Raw genomic sequence first — 20,884 nt, 5'->3', positions numbered from 1 at the left:
GACGATGACCTAACCAGCTAATCGGCTCGTACTTACCAGAGACAGTCAGAACTAAGTCACCAACTTGAAGATCTTCAACGGCTACAGGGCCGCGATCAGTTGTGATGTGGGTGCCTTTGGCGTAGCAGACGTGCTCTTTCTCGTCACGCTCGTACTCTCGCCCTTCTCTCTCCGACTCTTTCTTGTTACCGTTTTTAACTTCATACTTAACGTCAGATTTGTAGTATTCAGAAGATCTCGAATCATCTGAAGAAGAATAAGCACGCTCGGAACTCCTGGAGTTATCGTTGCCTTTAATTTTTTCATCAGCCATAATTTAGCCCACCTTTTAAATATTGCACACTATCAAATATACCTTGGATATACTTGCACAAGATGCAATAATCCAACAATCATTACTTGATTTTAGAAGAATAATTGCAGCAAAGTCGACTTGTTACTACCCTTTTGAGTAATCACTTAATACCTAAATACATGGTACTTAAGTACTACTTTTGGAAGCCTGTTTTGCTATAAGATACTCATTGGAATCAATGAAGTGAAAAACGGTAACTTTAATCTAACCCCTTTGAAAAAAATCAAATGACTGAAGAAATTCAACAAGCGCCCCTAGCGCCGGAACCTACTACAACCGAAACAACACCTGTAGCCGCTTCTCCCGATGCTGCCGCAACTGCGTCAGCAAATGAAGGGGTGTTTCAAATTCTCAAGATCTATCTGAAGGACTCTGTTTTTGAGATTCCCAATGCACCCCAAATTTTTAAGAGTACTCAGCAACCCGAATTAAAGATTTCCATTACCAATACCTCAAAAGGGATTGAGGAAAACATATCTGAAGTAGTGCTAAAGGGATCCATCACTGCACGCATCGACAATCAGGTATTGTTTTTCATTGAAGTTGAGCAGGCAGGTATTTTTGAGATCCGCAATATTCCAGCGGAAGTTGAAAAAAGAATGCTTGAAGTAGATTGTCCTGCGATGTTGTTGCCATCACTACGCTTCAATATTGCAGACACCCTCGTAAGAGCAGGCTTTCCTCCAGTCAATCTTTCAGAGATTAACTTTGGGAAGCTTTACGAAGACTCTTTACCGAAAAATTAAAACCAGTTAAGGTCATTAATTCGGCTGAATACTTGATGCTAAAAATAAAGGGTTCAATACATTTTTTGGCATGCAATATCTCAAGCGCATATTTTCCAAGTCGCTAACTAAACCGCTTGCACCAATCACCACAGCATGCCCCGCTGCGGTATCCCAAATGCATGTTGGCCCAAAACGAGGATAGATATCTATTAATCCTTCGGCTAGTAAACAGAATTTGAGCGAACTGCCAACTTCAATCGCTTCATAACTTGTAAATTGCGTTAACCAGTTTCCTAATTCTGGTGAAGGGTGCGATCTGCTAGAAGCAATCCGAATGGGTCTTTGTGATTTTTTTTTATTAAAAGGACTAACTTCAATATTGACCCATATGCCCGCCTCTCGCTTCATGGCATTTTTAATCGGGTATGCAGAATTATTTTTTGATGTGTCGTTGTTTTCAAAAGCATGATTCTCATTGCTATACCCAACATAAAGCTTATCAAGAGCGGGCGCCAAAACCACACCTAGCACTGGATCACCATTAAAAATGAGTGCAACGTTGACAGTAAATTCACCATTGCGTTTAATGAATTCTTTAGTACCGTCTAAGGGATCGACTGCCCAATAGTATGTTGGTTCTTCGCCTTCAGCAAATACATCGCCACCCTCCTCACTTAATACTGGAATACTTGGCCATAATTTTTTTAAGCCATCAACCAAAATAGCATTGGCTTGTAAATCAGCTTGAGTCAATGGGCTTTGATCATCCTTGATTTCAACACCATGATCTGCTTGCTGATAAATATGCATGATTGTCTCTCCTGCCAAGTCCACCAAAGGAACAAGGCTGTCAATCATCTGCTGAGGGTGCAATTGCAAAGGAGTTGGGCTTGAAGTGTTCATGCCCTTAAGCATAAGCTAATTCGAAAGAGAGAGCTCGTAGCAATTGATAGGGAAAAACCTTCAATATCTGCAAATGATTCGTTTATAAAAGAAGTTTTAGTGCCACCAAACTAAGCACGATTGCAATAGCAATACGTAATGGAGCTTGCGGTAACTTGCTCGATAGTGTGGCGCCAATCAATACGCCTGGAATAGAACCAATTAAAAGCCATCCAAGCATACTAAAATCAATATTGCCAATAAATAAATGCCCAAGTCCAGCAAACATGGCCAAGGGTATTGCATGAACAATATCGGTTGCTACCAATCTCGCTGGTGTAAGTCTTAAGGGGTATAAATAAGTGAGCATCACTACTCCAACTGCTCCTGCTCCAATGGAAGTAAGGGTAACCAAGCCACCTAAAACAGCACCTGCAATGACGGTAAGAGTAGGTTGCCATTTTTTAAAGCGCTCTGCATCACTAATACGCAAATGTTTGCCCAAACCATGAAGTTGCTTTTGAAAGAGCATGCTCAGGGCAGTAATCAATATTGCAATGGCTACGGCTGTTTTTAAAAAGCTGATGTCTAAAGCAACGAAGCCATTTCGCATAAGTAAGATCATGATGATGGATGCAGGCAAGCTGCCTGACCATAAATAGCGCAATACTTGCCAATCAATCAGGCCTTTGGTGTGATGCATTTTGCCGGCCGCCATCTTGGTAATAGCTGCAAACCAGAGATCAGTGCCGATTGCTGTAACCGGGGCAACTCCGAAGATTAAAAGCAGCAAAGGAGTCATTAGCGCTCCGCCGCCTACCCCAGTTAAACCGACTAATACCCCAACCAAGAATCCAGCCAATATCAGCATCAAAAGCCCCCTTAAAACCATCGTTTAGATGTCATTAGTTGCATGATTAAAGAAATTTAACTTATTGTCAATAAAATACTTTACATATTAAACAATATTAATGTTTAATATGTAAATGACAAGCCCAAACAAAACTAAAACATCGGCAGACACAGACGCTACCAGTGTTGACATCAGGATGACTGCCGTTCAGTTACGCCAATCAGGCTCAACTATTGCCCAAGTAAAAGCCGCTACGGGACTGAGCGCCCCAACCATCATTGCTCTGAGTAAGGCGTATAAATTAGGGGGCTCGGCTGCTATTCAATCCCGAAAAATAGGCCGCCCCTCTAAAAAAGATGGTGAATTAAACATGCAGACCCAAAGTCAATGGGGGGCGATCTGGGAACAATTATTTGAGGCTCAAATTGAGGGACTTTGGACATTTGAGCTACTAGCCCAATGGATTAATCAACTAAATACGTCAGAAAATTCAAGGGAAAATCCTTCAGGCGGTTCCAAGCCAATCAATAACCGCACTGCCATTCGCCTATTTAAAGAATGGGGGTGGTTACCCACCAGCCCCACTACTATCAGTGAGGACTTTTTAGAGGAAGCGACACGTCAAAAATTACCCATCTTTAGTGGTGGCGAATACGCACTTCCGCAGCTCAATAAACATCGTCCTAAGTATTGTTTGCTTTATGCACAAGATCGGCGCGGCAAATTATTCTGGGGCTTTTATACACATCCATTAGTCGATGCTGATTATGTCGATTTTTGCAAAAAGATGATGTCGACATCACCAAATGGATTTGCCCTGCAATTGCAATTTGCGGGACTGCAATACACCCCCGCCCTTGCTGCATGGTTAGCAAAGAATACCAAAATGGTTTTTCTTAAAAGCACTACACAAAGCCAGACCAATACTGCCGCTAAGCCTGAAACTCAAAAAGTTTCAACGCCTGCTAAAGTAAAGCAATATATTTCCCAGCCTTCTCCAACACTCCCTCATCAGCGAGAAACCGCCATGTCAGTTGATTCAAAAACCTTAACTCATTTACAACGCCTTGAAGCTGAGAGTATTCACATCATGCGCGAAGTCGTTGCTGAAGCAGATAAACCGGTGATGCTGTACTCCATTGGCAAAGATAGCGCAGTGATGTTGCACTTAGCACTGAAAGCGTTTTATCCGGCACCGCCGCCCTTTCCATTACTCCACGTGGATACTGGTTGGAAATTTAAAGATATGTACGCCTTTCGTGATCGCATGAAAAATGAGCATGGCTTTGAACTACTCACCCATATGAATCCCGATGGCTTAGCCCAGGGCATTAATCCCTTTACCCATGGCTCACAAATTCATACGGATGTGATGAAGACTCAAGGTTTAAAACAAGCGTTAGATCAATATGGGTTTGATGTGGCTTTCGGTGGCGCAAGACGTGATGAAGAAAAGTCTCGCGCCAAAGAACGTATTTTTTCGTTTCGCAATAGTCAACATCGCTGGGATCCTAAGCAGCAACGCCCTGAATTATGGAACTTGTATAACACTAAAAAACATAAGGGTGAGAGTATTCGGGTCTTTCCGATTTCGAACTGGACCGAACTCGATATTTGGCAATACATTTATCTAGAAAACATCCCTATCGTCCCTCTCTACTATGCTAAGGAACGCCCTGTAGTCGAGCGCGATGGTACGCTGATCATGGTTGATGATGAACGTATGCCATTAGCTCCTGGTGAAGTACCGATGATCAAAAAGGTGCGCTTTAGAACCTTAGGTTGCTACCCCTTGACTGGCGCCGTGGAATCTCAAGCATCGACCCTGTCTGAAATTATTCAAGAAATGTTACTTACTAAAACTTCTGAGCGTCAAGGCCGCGTAATTGATCATGATGGCGCCGCTTCAATGGAAAAGAAAAAACAAGAGGGCTACTTCTAATGGCAAACCAAAGTCAATTCGCTGATTCGATTAATGAAGATATCGAAGCGTATCTCAAAAATCATCAACATAAAACCTTATTGCGTTTTATCACTTGTGGCAGTGTTGATGACGGCAAGAGCACCCTCATTGGCCGCCTTCTATATGAATCCAAAATGCTGTTTGAGGATCAACTAGAAGCGCTTGAAGCAGATTCTAAAAAGATGGGTACTCAAGGACAAAATCTCGATTTCGCCCTGTTAGTGGATGGCTTAGCGGCTGAGCGCGAGCAAGGTATCACCATTGACGTGGCCTATCGTTTTTTCTCAACGGATAAGCGCAAGTTTATTGTGGCCGATACCCCAGGGCACGAACAATACACCCGCAATATGGTTACAGGCGCTTCAACTGCAGATCTAGCCATCGTTCTAGTCGATGCTAGACAAGGCATCTTGACTCAGACTAAACGGCATACTTATCTTGTATCGCTCATGGGTATTAAACACATCGTGTTGGCTGTTAATAAAATGGATTTAGTTAATTACGATAAATCTACCTATGAAGCGATCGTCAATAGCTATCAAGAATTTGTAAAAGAATTAAAGAAAGATCATCAAGCGCAAGGTGAGCAACTAAAAATCACGCCTATCCCCATGTCTGCACTAGCAGGCGATAACATCACCACTCACAGCAATCAGATGAGCTGGTACCACGGTCCAACCCTGATGGGATATCTAGAGACGGTACCACTAGAACAAGACCAAGCCCTTAAGAGAGCTTTTAGGATGCCTGTGCAATGGGTAAATCGCCCTAACCATGAATTTAGGGGCTTTGCAGGCACCATTGTTTCTGGAGAAATCGCCCCAGGCGATGCCATTCGTATACAGCCCTCAGGCAAAGAAACTACTATTAAATCGATTGTGACTAAGGATGGCTTACTAAAAAGAGCGACTGCAGGACAAGCCGTTACCCTGACCTTAAGTGAGGAAGTCGATATTTCGCGGGGTGATGTACTGAGCAAACCGCAGTTTCCAGCAACAGTTGCTGATCAATTCGATGCCCAAATTGTCTGGATGAGTGAAGAGTCTCTGTTCCCAGGCAGAAGCTATTTACTTAAACTAGCAACTCAGACTGTTAATGCAACGATTAGCAAAATTAAGCATCAAGTTAATATCAATACCTTAGAAAAGCTTGCAGCAGATAAATTAGATCTGAATGCGGTTGCTGAATGCAATATCGCCACCGATAAGCCGCTAGTGTTTGATGCTTATCAAGATAACCCAGCAATGGGTAGCTTTATTCTGATTGATCGCATTACTAACAATACAGTAGGCGCCGGCATGATGCGCTTTGCCTTAAGAAGATCAAGCAACATCCAAAACCAGTTCTTTGAAATCAATAAAGAAGCTAGAGCAGCTTTAAATCAACAAAAACCCATGTGTTTATGGTTTACAGGCCTCTCTGGATCAGGCAAGTCAACCATTGCAAACGCTCTAGAAAAAGAGCTCTTTAAGATGGGTAAGCGGACTTACATTCTGGATGGCGATAACGTGCGTCATGGCCTCAACCATGACTTAGGCTTTACTGAGGCAGATCGCATTGAGAACATTCGCCGAGTAGCTGAAGTAGCCAAACTGATGGTAGATGCTGGTCTGATAGTACTAGTGACCTTTATCTCCCCCTTCCAAAAAGACCGAGAAATGGCGAGAAGCAAATTCCAAGAAGGGGAATTTGTGGAAATCTTTGTAGATACCCCCCTAGAGGAGTGTGAAAAACGGGATCCTAAAGGGCTTTACAAGAAAGCAAGGCAGGGATTGATTAAGAACTTTACTGGGATTGATTCGAAGTATGAGAGACCCGAGCGACCCGAATTACAACTTAAAGGAATAGAAATCCCTTTAATGCTGGAAAAAATATTCAAATTAGTGATGCATCCACCGTACTAATCTAGATTACATACCAAATCATTAATCATACTTAGAACGATCTATCTTGATTTATTATTGGAAAACAATAAGAAATGTGGATTAATAAAAAAAATATTAGGGTGCTTATAACTGCTACTATTAGGATTGGATTCAGCTAAAACTGCACTACTACCCCATTAAAGAATTTAAACTTGAAAGAGGAGTTTATAATGAAAGTTATTACTATTGGCTCATGTATGTCACAATTAACCGCAAGTCAATTGGTGGCTAAGTATGGTTTTGAACACACTCACTGTGTGTACCATAATAGGTCTGATTGTCTGGTAGATTATTTCATTGAAAAGAAGCGCACCCAAATACCACTGAATTTAATTTCTAAGCTTTTAATTGCAAAGGAAGACTCAGCATCGCATGCTGATTTGGTTCTTAGGAATCAATATGAAGAAAATCTTGGATTTAATGCTATAAAAAATGAGAATAATAGTACATTCATTGAGGATGTTAAAAATAATCAATATGACGTTATCTTAATCGATAATCTTTTGGATGTATCTGCCGTACTTATGTATCCAAAAGAAATGCCAGAATTTTTAGATTCAGGATTATGCGTTCACTTGGGGTGGTATAAAAATGAGAATGAGCTGCTTGAGAAATTCAGGCTTGGCAAATATTTAACTCCTGAAGAATCTATTTCAAACCAGATAAGGTTAATAAATTTTTTAAAGCAGTACCAACCAACGGCAAAAATTATATTTATCCCTTATCATTATTGTTCTAGCAAAGGTGATCCCGCCCGACAAAATAGAATTATTGGGTTTTATGAGGGATTTAAAGATTGGGCTAAAGCAAATAAAATTTATGTTATTCCTCCATTAAATGTAGCTGATTCTAATATGCAAAGCCCTGAAGACTGGACGCACTTTAAAAGTCATATATATGAAGCTCTGGCTAGTCTTTGCTACCTTAATATATGTTGCGACCTTCCAAGCATCTCAGTGCGTCCGGCATTATTAAAAACAAAAGGGGAAATTTCCCCCGACGAAATCTCAAGCATAAGCAACCCATACCAATCACTGCCAGACTCATCATTCTGGAAAAAATCAGTTGGGCTAAAATCCCCGGAGTTAGTTCAGCCGATTATCCACCCAAAGTTTCGTATTGGTGAAAAAGATCGAATTGCTTCTGCAGGAAGCTGCTTTGCCCAATACATAGGGAATGTATTGCGAAGAGAAAATTATAAATTTCTTTTGTCAGAATTAGGCCCAGAAACCACTGAAGCGAATAATGAGGGTTATGGGGTATTCCCCGCTCGCTTTGGAAATGTTTACACGGTAAGGCAGCTCAGACAGCTATTAGATAGAGCCTTGGGTTTATTTAAGCCAGAACTAGCACCTTGGCTTAGGCCTGATGGAAGATATGTTGATCCATTCAGGCCAAATGTTCAAGAATCGGGTTTTTTAAGTGAAACAGGTGTTGCGCTAGATTACTTGAGCCATCTTAAAGCTGTTCGTAATATGTTCACTGATTCTGATATTTTTATATTCACCCTTGGCTTAACTGAGGGCTGGGTTTCTATAAAGAACAGCTCTGTTGTACCCTTGGCGCCTGGAGTTGTAGGAGGGGGTAAAAATTTAGCAGAATTTAGATTTCATAACTTTACTTATGATGAGTGTTTTGATGATTTGATTTATTTTGCTGATACCCTTAGGGCCATCAATGAAAATGTCAAGATAATCCTAACAGTTAGCCCAGTGCCTTTGGTTGCGACCTATGAAGATGAGCATGTGCTTTTAGCAACTACATACAGCAAATCCGTTTTGAGGGCTGCCGCTGGAAATGTTGCCAAAATTAGGGATTTTGTAGACTATTTTCCTGCCTATGAGCTAATTACAGGTAACTTCAATAAGGCGCAATACTATAAAGAAAATTTACGAGAGGTCACAGAGGCAGGTGTTGAATATGTAATGTCTCACTTTACTAGCAACTATTTAAGTGGATACGATCAAACCATAAAAGAAGCAGATCTTAATCAGTCAAAAAATCTTGATTCCGAAGAAATTAAAAAATATAAAGATAGCGTTGAGAATGTATTCTGTGATGAGGAGTTGCTTGAAAAAATTTATAAACCATAATATTAATTTCAATAATTAATTTTGATCTTTTAGAATTCGTGTTAATAGAAATTTGGCACGCTAAAAAAATAATTTTGGATTTCAGGATTAAATCTAGACGAGAATTTAAAGTCAATCACTTCAAATGTATCTGCCATCATCTATTTTGTCTATTAGAGGATATTTTTCTGATAAATTTCCAATCGTCCAATGTTTGGATTCTACTTCTACATCACTTAAGCGATAGCCATCAAATGCGTTTGTCATAATTCCAAAGTAAAAATTAGCAATGTGACCAAAATATACGGTAGTTATAGAATGTTTTTTATATACATAAGCCGAAAGTGGAATTCCGTAGCAACCACATGATGAAATAAAAAAATCTGTTTCATTAGCGATAATATGATTGTCGACACTGGTTTTCATTTTTTCAAGAGTTTCTATCCAAGACGAAGATTCTATATTTGGATAGGTAGTTACAGGGGCTTCTATGCAGCTTAAATTAAATTTTATATTCAAGCCATAGTCGTTATATAGTTGAAATAATTTTCCGGATCGGTAAGACTCATTTATCTGGGCCGCAAATGGAGTGATAAATAAAATATTCTTACCATTAATGCTTTTTAAAAATTCAACCGGATTCCATTGAACAACGTTATCATAATTAATATCTACAAGTTGATGTAAGAGCTGTAATTCTGGTAAATATGTATTAATTACATAACCACTATTCAATGCATCAACATAGGATTGCATAAACTCTTTGAAAACCAAAAGAGGAGATTCATTTTTTGTGACATACCACCCTGCGTTGGTCCACAAAAAAAGTAACGAATCTAGAAAATTATTCCTTGGCCACCATGTCTGGTTTGCTTTTATTGGGACAATATTAGTATTATTTTCTATTAAGTAAGGAATGGTAGTATTTAAAATAGACTCGCTATGTAAAGGATTATTGATAAATGCAGCTATGCTGTATAGTTCGACGTTGCCAGCTCGTATATACATTTTATTTTTTTCAAAGCTAATATTTTTAAACTGTATATTTTTTATATTTTCAAAATATCTTAATATTCGAGCATGTAGATTTAAAAATAAATATCGGTGTGGTTGCAAATGTGGATCATTCGATGAGTAAGAACTAATAGAATAATCGTTCCAAAACGGAACTGTATCAAATCTCAATCTGAAAAAGTTTAATAGGCATCTAACTGTAAAATCATTAAATGAAATTAAATCTAAAATATTTAAACTAGAAAGGTTGATAAAGGCTATATTGTCCTTAATAAAGATGGCCTCGGACGAATCTGACACTATAAGTGTCCAGCAATTAAATTTAGATTCCGGCTTGCTTAAAAATATTTTAATTTCATTTAAAAATATTATTATACTTATTAGTAGATTAGGATCAATATCATATTTACTTAATTCATTTAAAGTATTTCTTCTTTCCAATACTTTTATATTTGAGCTAGCTACTAATATTTCAAAAAAAAGTCTTGCTTGCCACTCTGTTTCAATACGAACAACCCCCTCTAAGAAGTAGTTTGACATTAAATAGGCGCTCTCTAAATAAGTCTTCGAATCATTTTCATTCAATGCAAGATAAAAAGACCAATTATTAGAAAAGGTAGGGTTAATTTCAAAGATTTTATTTGAAACTAGTTTGGCATTAGGGAGATCATTAACAGATTTATAAAGATATACTAGTTTTAAATTTAACCACTCGTTTTCAGGAAAATCGAGAATCCCTTTTTGTAAAGTTTTAATTGCAAGAAATTTATCTTTTTTTTCTTGGGCTTCAACTTCATCCAATATTTTTTGTGGATTATTTATTTGGCTCATAAAATTTCCTAAAAAAACTTTTAACTATTAAAAAATGTCTTATATATAGGGTTATATAAAAACTATATTGATATTATCGCAATCTTTTTCAACAAAATTGATAGGTCTCGCATATCTTTAGACTCTGCCAAAACATTAGAGGGGATAACGGATTTAGTGCAAATAATTTTTAACTTACACATCCCAGCATCTGAAGTTATTTCAAATTGAATTAACTTACATTCTATAGACTCGCTAATAATAAATTTAACTGGTTGATCATTTACTAAAATAGATAAGGATTGATCCTTAATAAGCTCATTGTCTGCATATAGAAACTCGAAACGATATGTACCAGATTTTTTTATGGCAATTTGAAAATCCTGTTTTTTTGAAGCCCATCTTTGATATACAGGGGGATTGGATGTGCCAACTCTTTCCGGTGGATGCCAACCGGAGCATGAAAAACTATCCCCCAAATCTAATACTGCATCGCCACTAATTGACGGAATTAAATCTAATTCATTGGGAATTTTGTAGTTATTAAACAAATGAATAGCGTGCTGATAAAGCCTAATGTCATTTGAATTTATTTCCTTGGCTATTCGGTACGTATCATGACTAATTTCCTCATGGATATTACCCGCAACATTATCAAAAGGAATTAGCGGGGGAATAGTCGTACCCACAATGGAGCAAATCCCAGAAACGCTTTTATTCATCTCCTCCTGAAGCCCAACAAAATGATATGAATTTAAATTAGTGATTGCTGATTCAACATCATTTTGGTATTCCAAATGATACTCAGCATATGCTAAATCACCTTTAATTAGAGCCTCCGCTTTAGGGTTAGTCGCAATAAACCTAGTTGCAGAGTTTGAATTTATTTTAATAAACTCAGCATTAGCTGCCAAAAAATTAATTGACTGGTGACTAATATCATTATCAAGATTCATATCTTTTAAAAAGCTGTTATCTCGAATCGCATGTTTTAAGGTTGAGATGTATCTATCAATTGGATTTCGAAGTATGCAAAACTTGAGATAGTCTGGACCCAATATGTCTGCCAAAGAATAGTCAATATGGCCAAGGAAAAAATTATGGTTAATTTTTCCGCATTTTAAATATGAAGCAAAATCCTCGTTTTCATGCTCATCTCTAAATGTGGGAATTTCACTTATAGGAACCTTATTTTTAAACAGATTTCTGATCGTTGTTCCCGCAGTCTTTGGGACGTGCGTAAAAATAAATTTTTTCATTACTTAAATAATATTAATCTCAAATAATTTAAACCCTAATCTACGCTCATCATTAGAAAGGCCCAATAAAGCTGGACTGACAGAGTTTGGAAAAATGAAATCTATTTTTAGAGAGCTGGAAAAGAGTAGTGAGGAGTCTACTTCTAAGAAAATGATTTCTTGCTCAACCTTATTAAATGACTTGCCGTAACAGTAAATACCATTTATAAAAAGCTCTAAATTTTGTTCGAAAACTTTACCTGGCTGCAGAAATGGCTCCACTATAAACTGAATACCAATCTTTTTTTTCTTTGACTTGATGGGCAAAATGATCGATGCATAGCGACTCTCCGACCAAAAAAAATTGGATTCAAGGGATGACCATCCGTTATGCAAGCAATTACCCAGGTCCTTATTAAGCAAGTTCATTTAAAACTCCATTTTCATATTTAGCATGTTCATAATATTTTTCAAGCAACTTAGTTTGCGAATCCCTCAAATTTAACCATTTATCTTTTTGAGAGAAATACATTTTTATCGCCTTGACGAAGCTGCTCGCGTCATTGAAGATAGGTGTAGCACCATGGTCGTCTAAACCTTCCATTCCTATGGAGGTCGTAATCACTGGGATTCCCTTCCCTATCGCCTCTACAACCTTACCCTTGAGCCCGCTACCATATTGCATTGGTGCCATTACCAGTCGTGCATTGTCGTAGTGAGCGTCTAATTCATCGTTGCTGATATTTTCTTCGGTTTTAATTTTATAGAGGTCTAGCACCTTTTTTAGATCAGGCGGTATGTTTGATCCAATCAATAAAAAGTTTTTCAAAATTTTATCGTTTGGAGTAATCGCTGCTAGCAGCCACATCATGGCATCCTTATTGGGAGGGTGATCAAATCCACCCGCAAAGACGATCAGCTTCTTATCCTCATAAGCCTTCTTTTTATTATTAGATTCTTTTAGCCTGTGCTGACTATATAATGGTATCAAGCTCGCTTTATTCGGCACCAACTCATTAATAAAATCACACTCTCTTTGGGTGAAGTAGACTGAATTTTTACAGGCTCTCCATAATTTATTTTCAATACTTCTAATAGTGTTGGTATAGCTCTTGTCAATAAAGACATAGTTATCTGTATGTGGATTCTTGTATTCCAGCTCTCTTCTCATTCTTTCAAAATGAATGTCATGGCCAACATATACAGTCTTATCCAGCAAAGCTTGATTCATTTGCCTAACAACATTGATTGAATGAGTAGGCCTAGAAACGTAAATAGTTTTTAAGCGGTCCCCCAGGTTGGTTGCTAACTTTACTAGCCCGTTTATATACTCTGCGCCTGAGACGACCATGATCCCGAGGTCAGTGAGCGTATCGTAGTATTTGGGGTCTGGAAATAAATTGTCTGGCCAAAAAATAATAAAGTTATTTTGCTTCTTGTCAGCAAGATAAGTTAAAAAATCATAAGTGGCCTTGGATCCCGCATCCCTGTCGTTTCTTGGGATGTAATGGTCCATAAAGATAATGACATCCTTCCCTTCGGAAAGGTGTCCAAAATAATCCCCTTGAGCTGCATTATTTGTAAGATGGAATTTTTTCCACTTTTGTTGATATTTAGCTTCGTTCTTTCTTTGATATAACTTAAATCCAGACTTTAAATCCGTTCCATTGGTGCCACCTTCTGCATGAATGATATTGGACTTAGCGCAGTAAACCACTTTCATGCCATTAGCAATAATTCTGGTACAGAAATCAGTGTCCTCATAGTAGGCTGGCGTAAATATTGGATCAAACCCTTTTAATTTCTTCCACACCTTTAGACTTACCAAAAAGGCAGCACCTGAAACGTAATCAACATTTCGATTGAACTCTATCTCTGGCATTTTTAACTTAGCCCCTCTAGCGAAGTTTGCTGGAGTTGAGTTTGCCCAAACCACTCCGCCCGCCTCTTGAACGGTGCCATCAAGATGAATTAATTTTGAACCTACCAAACCGATTTTTGAATCGCTTTCAATCGTTGCAAGGGCTTCCTTGATTGCACGCCTACAAACGATGGTGTCAGTATTAATCAGAAATAAGTATTCACCTTTAGCCTTGCTAGCGCCAAAGTTACAGGCTAACGAAAAGCCTAAGTTTTTTGGAGCCCTAAATACCTTGATTCCGCTGAAGTGGCTATATTCAAAATCACTATAGTCAGGGGAATAGTCATCGACGCAAATAATCTCATAGGAAATACTTGAGCCCATTGTGCGCTCCAAGGAAATTAAAGCTTGATTCAATAAATTGTATCCACCGTAGACTGGAAAGACAAAGCTAATCTTAGGGTTGTCATACTCTTTAAAAGTAAGATTTCTCTTGTTCTTAATGATCACTCTAGACTCTTCGGTAGAGAGTCCCTTGGAGATCAAGTTATCTCGAAATAACCACCAATATAAAGGAGCATCACGCTCCTTCATAAGATCCGCATAACTCAATTCATGCGGAGCGCCTAGTCGGGCAAAATTACCAGGAAACCGGATTACTTTCAGATTTTTAAAGATTTTCCATAATCCAAAATTGCTAATGAACTTTGCACCTGTGAGCGCTTGATTAATGGCCTCTCTGTTGTACTTATACAGATTGGCAAAAGGAGAAACGGATGCCCCTAAAGCGTCGGAAAGTAAGATCGCACTTAAATATTGTTCAACATAGTTAGCGTAAGTAGAGGGGTAATTCTTTTGACTTTCAAAAAAGTCTATATCAACCCAATCGATGTACTCTAAAAATGTCTTTTCATCTGCATCAATCGGTCTTTCAATCAGACCCAAGGCTAATATTTTTTTATAGATCTTATAGATTTTGTGCTTGAGGTCAAGCCTCACTTCATTCGATCCACCCTCGATTTTTGAGTACTTATTAATCGCGTAAATCAGCTTACGTTGGTTATCTGCATTAACAGCAGAATTTACTTTAACCCCATCTCCTGGCATCTCAAATCTTTCTTAATCTATTTTCTAAATAAAAATGCTTGTGTCTCAGCCACTGCCTTATCCGGATCTTCCGCTCCCGTGAGGAGCAGGTTCATGAGGTTTAGAGCAAGTTGGGTTGCCGCTTGGGCGTAGTCGTTTCGGGCTTGGGCTAAGTTTTGGATACTGAGCAAGACATCGGTAGTACTTTTGACTCCTGCTTCATAACTCTTTTGGTTGGCTGTCACACTTAGTCTGGCAGTATCAACAGCTTGATTACGAATCTTCAGCGACTCAAATCCCGCTTCTACTTGTGCAAAGAGGTTTTGTGCCTGAGTTTTGGTTTGCACTTCAGTAGCTAAGCGATTATCCGAACTCTGTCTTGCTTTAGCTACTGATGCATAGGTATTAACATAAGCACCCGCATTTAATGGAATACTCACTGTGAGGCCATTGTTGTTAATTGTAGGCTGGCTGACAGCAGAGATCCGTTGCCAGGTGTAGCTCACGGTAGGCAAGACAGCGCCACTGGCTTTTGCGATATCAAGGTGGGCTATTCTTTCAGTGGCCTTCGCTGCAATGATGGCTGGATTCTCTGCCTCGATTTTTGCCAAGATGCTATTCAGATCATTAATTTTGGCATTCTCATGCTGATGCGGCAGAATAAAATCATTCTTCGTTGGGTACTCACCAGTAATGGCAAAGAACTGATCTTGTGCTCCTTTGAGATTCGCTTTGAGGGTAAGGTGATTGGCCTTGGCCTGCTCAAACTTCACTTGCACATCGAGTAAATCCGTCACAGTGCCTTGGCCTAATTCATATTTCCGTTTAGCACCTTGGTACTGAGACTCTAAGGCGATGATGGTACTGTCATTGGTCTTAATCGCTTCGGTTGCCACTACCAATTGCTGCACTACAGTCATGGTACGCTGCGCTAAATCAATCGACTGGTTGGCAAAGTTGGCATCAGCGAAGGTGCTTTGGTAACCGCCTTGCGCTACGGTTGCCCCTTTAGCAGCGTCAAAGATCGGCTGCACCATGGCTGTGGTCTTTTGTGAGTAATTCAGGACCGTCGGCTGAGATTGGTTCCAGCCTAAGATGGGCAAATAGGCCGTTCTACTCGCAACGGAGTTGGCATTATTGGCAGTGAGTTCTGATTTTGAAGCTTGGTATTTAGGATCGTTACTTTTGGCTAAGGCATAGGCACCAACCAAATCAACTGCGGCAGCTGTAGCAGAGAAAAGCATCAAGACAGCAATAACAATAGGCTTTTTAAATCCCTGCATACCAATAAAACTTCCTGTGTTTTTAAACTAGTCCGATGGGACGCAAGAGCCTTAAAATCAATGCAATTGGCAGTTTATTACATCTAATACTATATCAATTCTGGTGAAAAAAGTGCTAGTAGATGTCTACTTAAACGCTAATGCAAACTTATCAGTAATCGGTTTTAGGAGATAGCTCATAAAGGTGCGCTGGCCGGTTTTGAAGATCACATCGACTGGCATACCAGGCACGATTTTGACATCGCCCAACTTTTCCATGCCTTCCTTGGTAGCCTCTACTTTGGCCAAGTAATAATCGCCAGAGGGGCCACCAGCGGCAGCGGGTTGTTTGTCAGCACCAACTAAGGTAACTTTACCTTCAATCACCGGCGTTACGTCTGCATTAAAGGCGCTAAAGCGCATGTCTGCAGGTAGGCCTAACTTGACCTTATCAATCAAATTGGGTGGCACTTGGGCTTCCACAATGAGCTGCGCTTCAGATGGCACAATCTCTGCGAGGATTTGTCCGCTAGGCACGGTACCGCCAATGGTATTGACCTTTAAACCAACGACCGTGCCAGAAACCGGTGCACGCAAAGAAGTGAGGTCACGATCAAAAGATACCGCCTGAAAGCGATCTTTCATGGCATCACGGGTACTTTGGATTTGCGCGAGTTTGTCGTCAATATCTTTGTAATAGCTTGCCTGCATGCTGTTGAGGGACTGCTCGGCTTCTAACTTACTGCGCAGCACCTGATTGGACTGCGCCTTGGAGACATAGCCCTCTTTGGCTAATTGGGCATTACTGGCCGACTCTTCCACCAGCGTATTAAGTTGCAAGCGTTTACTCGCCAAGACACTAGAAAACTCATTGCGACGGGTATCAAATAGCTTTTGCTGAATTTGCTTGGCTTCTTCAACCTTCGGATCCTTAGCCCAAGCGTCGATTTCTGATGGCCAAGTAATTTTGCTATCACCTTTACGCTCTGCCTTAAGACGTGCCTCAGTTACTAAAGCATTGATGTATTGCAGTTGGGCTGTAGAGAGCTCAGCCTCAGCTTTTAAGGGATTAATCCGAATCAGAACGTCGCCCTCTTTCACCACATCACCTTCTTTGACAAGGATTTCTTGAACAATGCCGCCAGAGGGGTGTTGTAACTGCTTGCGATAGCCGCTGACCATGACTGAACCCGTGGCAGTCACACCAGCATCTAAGGGGGCAAAAAAGGCCCACAGCAAAAAGACACTAAATGCAATGAGAAAGAAGCGGGAGGCTTGCACCCGTATACGCGACTCTTCAATGGCAACAGGCGCTAAACCCCGATGGCGAATGACGGAAGGGTGATAGGGATTCCAGGAGGCAATCCAGCTTTCGGCCTTCTTATCAAGCTCTTTGAACTGAACGACTAAAGCATTTTGTTTCTTGGCTTCTTTGTCAGTATCTACAGGAGGGGTTATATCGGTATGTTCGTTCACTGGACCAAGGTAGCGTAATTAAAGGGATTAAGGCTTAATAGCCCTCTGCAGCCCCCTTAGGCTATCAAGCAAGCGATTGAATCGCCAATCAAGCAGCTAAAAGTAACAATTAAAGTAACTGTTAAAGCAGCTATTAAGTACTAGCGGGGCCGGAGGGACCGGTGTGGCCTTTAGGCGCACTTAATGGTACATCATTTGTGGCTTCTTTAACCATGACATCTTCAGCCGCTTCAGATCCTGCTGATTTGTTCGGCGTGACTACCTGGAGGTTACGAACCGCATTAATCATGTCTTCTGCAGGGCCAAAGCCGACCTGAGCACCGTTGCGCAATACCAACAGATTATCGGCAACACTGACCAAGCGTGGACGGTGAGTCGTAATAATGACCGCACTGCCCTGTGAACGCAGATATGTGATGGCATTGGCTAAAGCGGCTTCACCGACTTCGTCCAAGTTCGCATTTGGTTCATCCATCACAATAAATTTAGGCATGCCGTAGATAGCGCGGCAAATCGCTAGGCGTTGACGCTGGCCGCCTGATAAGGCGAACCCACTATCCCCCAACTCGGTATCGTAACCATTGGGGAAAGTAAGAATAGATTCGTGCATACCAATCAGTTTGGTAGCTTGCACGACTTTCTCAGGATCGATATCGCCTAAGCGGGCAATGTTCTCAGCAACCGTACCTTCAAAGAATTCAATCTCCTGAGGAACATAACCAATTTGGGGGCCAAATTCATCATGATCCCAATCGGAGAGCTCAACACCATCGAGGCGCACAGATCCACGCGCGGGCTTCCAGACACCGATGAGCATTCTGACTAAACAGGTTTTACCAGCAGCGCTTGGGCCTACAACCGCAACTACCTCGCCTGGTTTAATCTTGAAATCAATATCAAACAAGACTGCTTTATTACCACCGGGAGGCACTGCTGAAGCTTTTGCCACACTTAAGCTTCCAGCAACCGCAGGCAGTTGCATTTGGGTTTGACGCTTAGCATCAGAAATCAACAAGGCATTTAAGCGCTCATAGGATTGGCGTGCTTCAACAATTTGCTTCCAATTACCAAGAAGTTGTTGAATCGGGCTGACCGCTTTAGAAATCAGCATGCTGGCAGCCATCACCATACCACCAGTGATCAAGCCTTCCATTGCCAAGAATGCACCTAAGGCCATTTGCAATGAAGGTAAAACTTTACTCAAGAAGCCAGATAAACCACCAGCTAAACCAGACGCTTCGCTAGCATTGACCTGGCTCTCGAGGTGGGAATGGTGATGACGGTACCAGCGTTGGCGTACTGCACCCATCATGCCTAAGGCGAGAGTGGATTCTGCATGGCGCAAGCTGTTAGATGCCACTCTAGAGGCTTCAGAATTGGAGTCATTAGCCTGTTTCAGTATTGGGCTAGTTACCTTGGATGTGAAATAAGATACCGAAAGCATCAAAACAGAAGCAACAACTGCAAAGATAGCCAAGTACGGGTGGAACATGGCACCAATCAGAATAAATACCACCGCAAATGGGGCGTCTATCAAAGTTAACAAAGCCTTGCCTGTCAAAAATTGACGCAGGTTTGTCAAATCGCCAAGCAACTGATGTACGTTGACATTCTTGCGACCGACGTGACGCCTAAAGGAAGCATCAAAAATATCTGCAGACAAATCCCAGTCAATACGTAAGGAGAGTCTAGTTAACAAGCGTGAACGAATCCATTCAATCGCAGACCAGAAGATATATAAAGAAATAACCAATACTGTCAGAGAGATTAAGGTTACGCTGCTGCGTGAAGACATCGCCCTATCCATCACATTCATCATGTACAGCATGGGAGTAATCGATAAGAAATCCACAATTACTGTGATGAATATCGCAAAGTAAAAGGATTTGCGGCACTGGTACAGAATGGACTCAATAGGCTTACGACCATCCGCAGAAATGTTCGCGGCTGGGCTCTTTACATTGGCCTTGGGATCATTTTTTGGCGCTGAAGATCCAAAACTGGCTGTGTTTTGCGTATTTTGAGTTGTATCAGTCATGATGGCTCACTCAATCAATTATTTAGAATGTATCTTAGTTGGATCTAACACGTCATGCATATCGTCTGCCTGTCCAATAATCTTAACCTCAATTACTGGAGCTTGTCCATCAGCAGGATTTGTTGTGCCCTTCAAGATGGCGTCAGCATCGTAATCAGCTTTTGTTGTGCCCATCAAAATATCGTCAGCCTGGTATTGAGCGTTTTCGCCTTTATCTAGGCCTTTGTCCCAAACATTGATCTCGGTGATACCCAGATTAGCCATATGATCTATATCCTGCTGGGTAAAGCCATTACCATCCTTAGCAATGGCGTCCAGTAAGTCTTTAGACATGACTAGAGAAAGTGAAGGTGCATGCTCTGAATTAACACCAGTCACAAATTTTGCATCCTGCATTGGGTCAAGCGAGTTCAACAAGTTACGAATTTCAGCCATGGCACCATGATCACCTGCAGGTAAGCCTAAATCACGAATATCTAGGTAAACCTTGCTTGCTGTACCGGCATCAATTTGATCTACACCCAACTGCGCCATGGTATTCAGGCTTGTGTCTAGGTGAACATAAGACTCGTGAGTAGTTTCATTGGTGGCAACTTCTTTGCTTGCATCAATAATGACATCGGCACCTGGCAAGGCATGCAACATGCCAGATTCAGCCAAGGCAGAGGTTAAGTCATCAGAAATCGATACCTTACCGCTTTCAATTAAGAAGTCCTGAACTCCGGCGCCGGATAAAGTATCGATCAAAGCACTATCAGTAGAGTAATCTGAAGTACTAATCAAGCTATCACCAATAGCTTCTCTTATAGCGCTATCCAAATTATCAACTTTGTGATCACCAGTTATACCAACCTGGAAATCAATACCGTGGTGATGGATAGCATTAATATCGTTTAAGCCTAACCAATCACCGTTGTTTGTAAAGTTATCAATCGAGGAAGTTGCATGTAGTTCGTTAATGCCGTGCGATTGCAAGGCATCACGTACATTGTCGAGCTGACCACTTTTTGCCAGGGCATCCAACACGTCAGCGTTACCAGGGTTATTCATGAGATCCAGGGCAACAGTAATATCGGAAGAATGAATAAAGTTCGGCACACTAGCACTGAGTACGCTGAGCAGATCAGCATGATCGCCAGATGCATACAAATCAACTAATACATCGCCGTGGCTATTAGGCGCTGTTAATGCGACCGCATCAACGTGTAATTTCTCTAAATCTTTTAAGCTGTTATTAAGGTGGGTGCTATGGGCATCGACCGTGACATGGTTACCTTCTACAAACGAGAGGCCAGCATCGAGTAAGGCGTGGGCATTGTCA

15 protein-coding genes are annotated in these 20,884 nt (G+C 40.7%); 4 read left to right on the top strand and 11 right to left on the bottom strand.

Features of this window, described 5'->3' with window-relative positions; all coding sequences use genetic code 11:
- The coding region (locus ICN45_RS10295; protein ID WP_216175716.1) for a Hint domain-containing protein at positions 1-313 on the bottom strand (313 nt) is incomplete at its 3' end.
- 269 nt (positions 314-582) lie between these two features.
- On the opposite strand from ICN45_RS10295, the gene secB reads away from it, so the two are divergent.
- On the top strand, positions 583-1,101 hold the full coding sequence (secB, locus tag ICN45_RS10290) for a protein-export chaperone SecB (RefSeq protein ID WP_216175715.1): 519 nt from the start codon (positions 583-585) through the stop codon (positions 1,099-1,101).
- Between the two features lie 15 nt (positions 1,102-1,116).
- Here the strand turns inward: secB and cysQ are convergent, their stop codons facing one another.
- Both cysQ and ICN45_RS10280 read right to left on the bottom strand, forming a co-directional pair.
- Positions 1,117-1,986: a 3'(2'),5'-bisphosphate nucleotidase CysQ gene (gene cysQ, locus ICN45_RS10285; protein ID WP_216175714.1), complete on the bottom strand. Its 870-nt coding sequence runs from the start codon at positions 1,984-1,986 to the stop codon at positions 1,117-1,119.
- Positions 1,987-2,068: 82 nt separating this feature from the next.
- A complete protein-coding gene (locus ICN45_RS10280; protein WP_216175713.1) occupies positions 2,069-2,836 on the bottom strand; it encodes a sulfite exporter TauE/SafE family protein in 768 nt (255 codons plus the stop codon).
- A gap of 1,009 nt (positions 2,837-3,845) precedes the next feature.
- On the opposite strand from ICN45_RS10280, the gene cysD reads away from it, so the two are divergent.
- From cysD to ICN45_RS10265, 3 genes are all read left to right on the top strand, one after another.
- A complete protein-coding gene (gene cysD, locus ICN45_RS10275) occupies positions 3,846-4,760 on the top strand; it encodes a sulfate adenylyltransferase subunit CysD (RefSeq protein WP_216175717.1) in 915 nt (304 codons plus the stop codon).
- Positions 4,760-6,685, top strand: coding sequence for a sulfate adenylyltransferase subunit CysN (gene cysN, locus ICN45_RS10270; RefSeq protein WP_216175712.1), 1,926 nt, complete (start codon positions 4,760-4,762; stop codon positions 6,683-6,685). The genes cysD and cysN overlap by 1 nt, the downstream gene beginning before the upstream one ends.
- A 191-nt stretch (positions 6,686-6,876) precedes the next feature.
- On the top strand, positions 6,877-8,799 hold the full coding sequence (locus ICN45_RS10265) for a GSCFA domain-containing protein (RefSeq protein ID WP_216175711.1): 1,923 nt from the start codon (positions 6,877-6,879) through the stop codon (positions 8,797-8,799).
- Between the two features lie 120 nt (positions 8,800-8,919).
- On the opposite strand, the gene ICN45_RS10260 is transcribed toward ICN45_RS10265, so the two are convergent.
- The 8 genes from ICN45_RS10260 to ICN45_RS10225 all read right to left on the bottom strand — a co-directional run.
- Positions 8,920-10,623 carry a hypothetical protein gene (locus tag ICN45_RS10260; RefSeq protein WP_216175710.1) on the bottom strand — a complete coding sequence of 568 codons (1,704 nt, stop codon included), beginning with the start codon at positions 10,621-10,623 and terminating at the stop codon, positions 8,920-8,922.
- Between the two features lie 62 nt (positions 10,624-10,685).
- Complete coding sequence (locus tag ICN45_RS10255; protein ID WP_216175709.1) at positions 10,686-11,861, bottom strand: sulfotransferase family 2 domain-containing protein; 1,176 nt, start codon at positions 11,859-11,861, stop codon at positions 10,686-10,688.
- A 3-nt stretch (positions 11,862-11,864) separates the two neighbouring features.
- Positions 11,865-12,269, bottom strand: a complete 405-nt coding sequence (locus ICN45_RS10250) for a hypothetical protein (RefSeq protein WP_216175708.1) — start codon at positions 12,267-12,269, stop codon at positions 11,865-11,867.
- On the bottom strand, positions 12,256-14,808 hold the full coding sequence (locus tag ICN45_RS10245; protein WP_216175707.1) for a glycosyltransferase: 2,553 nt from the start codon (positions 14,806-14,808) through the stop codon (positions 12,256-12,258). The genes ICN45_RS10250 and ICN45_RS10245 overlap by 14 nt, the downstream gene beginning before the upstream one ends.
- A gap of 17 nt (positions 14,809-14,825) precedes the next feature.
- Entirely contained in the window at positions 14,826-16,070 is a 1,245-nt protein-coding gene (locus ICN45_RS10240) for a TolC family protein (RefSeq protein WP_216175706.1), read from the bottom strand.
- 126 nt (positions 16,071-16,196) lie between these two features.
- Entirely contained in the window at positions 16,197-17,525 is a 1,329-nt protein-coding gene (locus tag ICN45_RS10235; protein ID WP_216175705.1) for a beta-barrel domain-containing protein, read from the bottom strand.
- A 133-nt stretch (positions 17,526-17,658) separates the two neighbouring features.
- The gene (locus ICN45_RS10230) at positions 17,659-19,563 is read right to left on the bottom strand and encodes a type I secretion system permease/ATPase (protein ID WP_216175704.1); all 1,905 of its coding nucleotides are present in this window, start codon (positions 19,561-19,563) and stop codon (positions 17,659-17,661) included.
- A gap of 18 nt (positions 19,564-19,581) precedes the next feature.
- The coding region (locus tag ICN45_RS10225) for a hypothetical protein (RefSeq protein ID WP_216175703.1) at positions 19,582-20,884 on the bottom strand (1,303 nt) is incomplete at its 5' end.

This window comes from Polynucleobacter alcilacus (genome assembly GCF_018881545.1).
GTDB lineage: Bacteria > Pseudomonadota > Gammaproteobacteria > Burkholderiales > Burkholderiaceae > Polynucleobacter > Polynucleobacter alcilacus.
This window is presented reverse-complemented; position numbering and strand designations above follow the sequence as displayed.

What these genes read in the sequence shown, in the direction of transcription:
- secB (WP_216175715.1), top strand. Translation starts at nt 583, where the DNA reads ATGACTGAAGAAATTCAACAAGCGCCCCTAGCGCCGGAACCTACTACA.
- cysQ (WP_216175714.1), bottom strand. Translation starts at nt 1,986, where the DNA reads ATGAACACTTCAAGCCCAACTCCTTTGCAATTGCACCCTCAGCAGATG.
- ICN45_RS10280 (WP_216175713.1), bottom strand. Translation starts at nt 2,836, where the DNA reads ATGCTGATATTGGCTGGATTCTTGGTTGGGGTATTAGTCGGTTTAACT.
- cysD (WP_216175717.1), top strand. Translation starts at nt 3,846, where the DNA reads ATGTCAGTTGATTCAAAAACCTTAACTCATTTACAACGCCTTGAAGCT.
- cysN (WP_216175712.1), top strand. Translation starts at nt 4,760, where the DNA reads ATGGCAAACCAAAGTCAATTCGCTGATTCGATTAATGAAGATATCGAA.
- ICN45_RS10265 (WP_216175711.1), top strand. Translation starts at nt 6,877, where the DNA reads ATGAAAGTTATTACTATTGGCTCATGTATGTCACAATTAACCGCAAGT.
- ICN45_RS10260 (WP_216175710.1), bottom strand. Translation starts at nt 10,623, where the DNA reads ATGAGCCAAATAAATAATCCACAAAAAATATTGGATGAAGTTGAAGCC.
- ICN45_RS10255 (WP_216175709.1), bottom strand. Translation starts at nt 11,861, where the DNA reads ATGAAAAAATTTATTTTTACGCACGTCCCAAAGACTGCGGGAACAACG.
- ICN45_RS10250 (WP_216175708.1), bottom strand. Translation starts at nt 12,269, where the DNA reads ATGAACTTGCTTAATAAGGACCTGGGTAATTGCTTGCATAACGGATGG.
- ICN45_RS10245 (WP_216175707.1), bottom strand. Translation starts at nt 14,808, where the DNA reads ATGCCAGGAGATGGGGTTAAAGTAAATTCTGCTGTTAATGCAGATAAC.
- ICN45_RS10240 (WP_216175706.1), bottom strand. Translation starts at nt 16,070, where the DNA reads ATGCAGGGATTTAAAAAGCCTATTGTTATTGCTGTCTTGATGCTTTTC.
- ICN45_RS10230 (WP_216175704.1), bottom strand. Translation starts at nt 19,563, where the DNA reads ATGACTGATACAACTCAAAATACGCAAAACACAGCCAGTTTTGGATCT.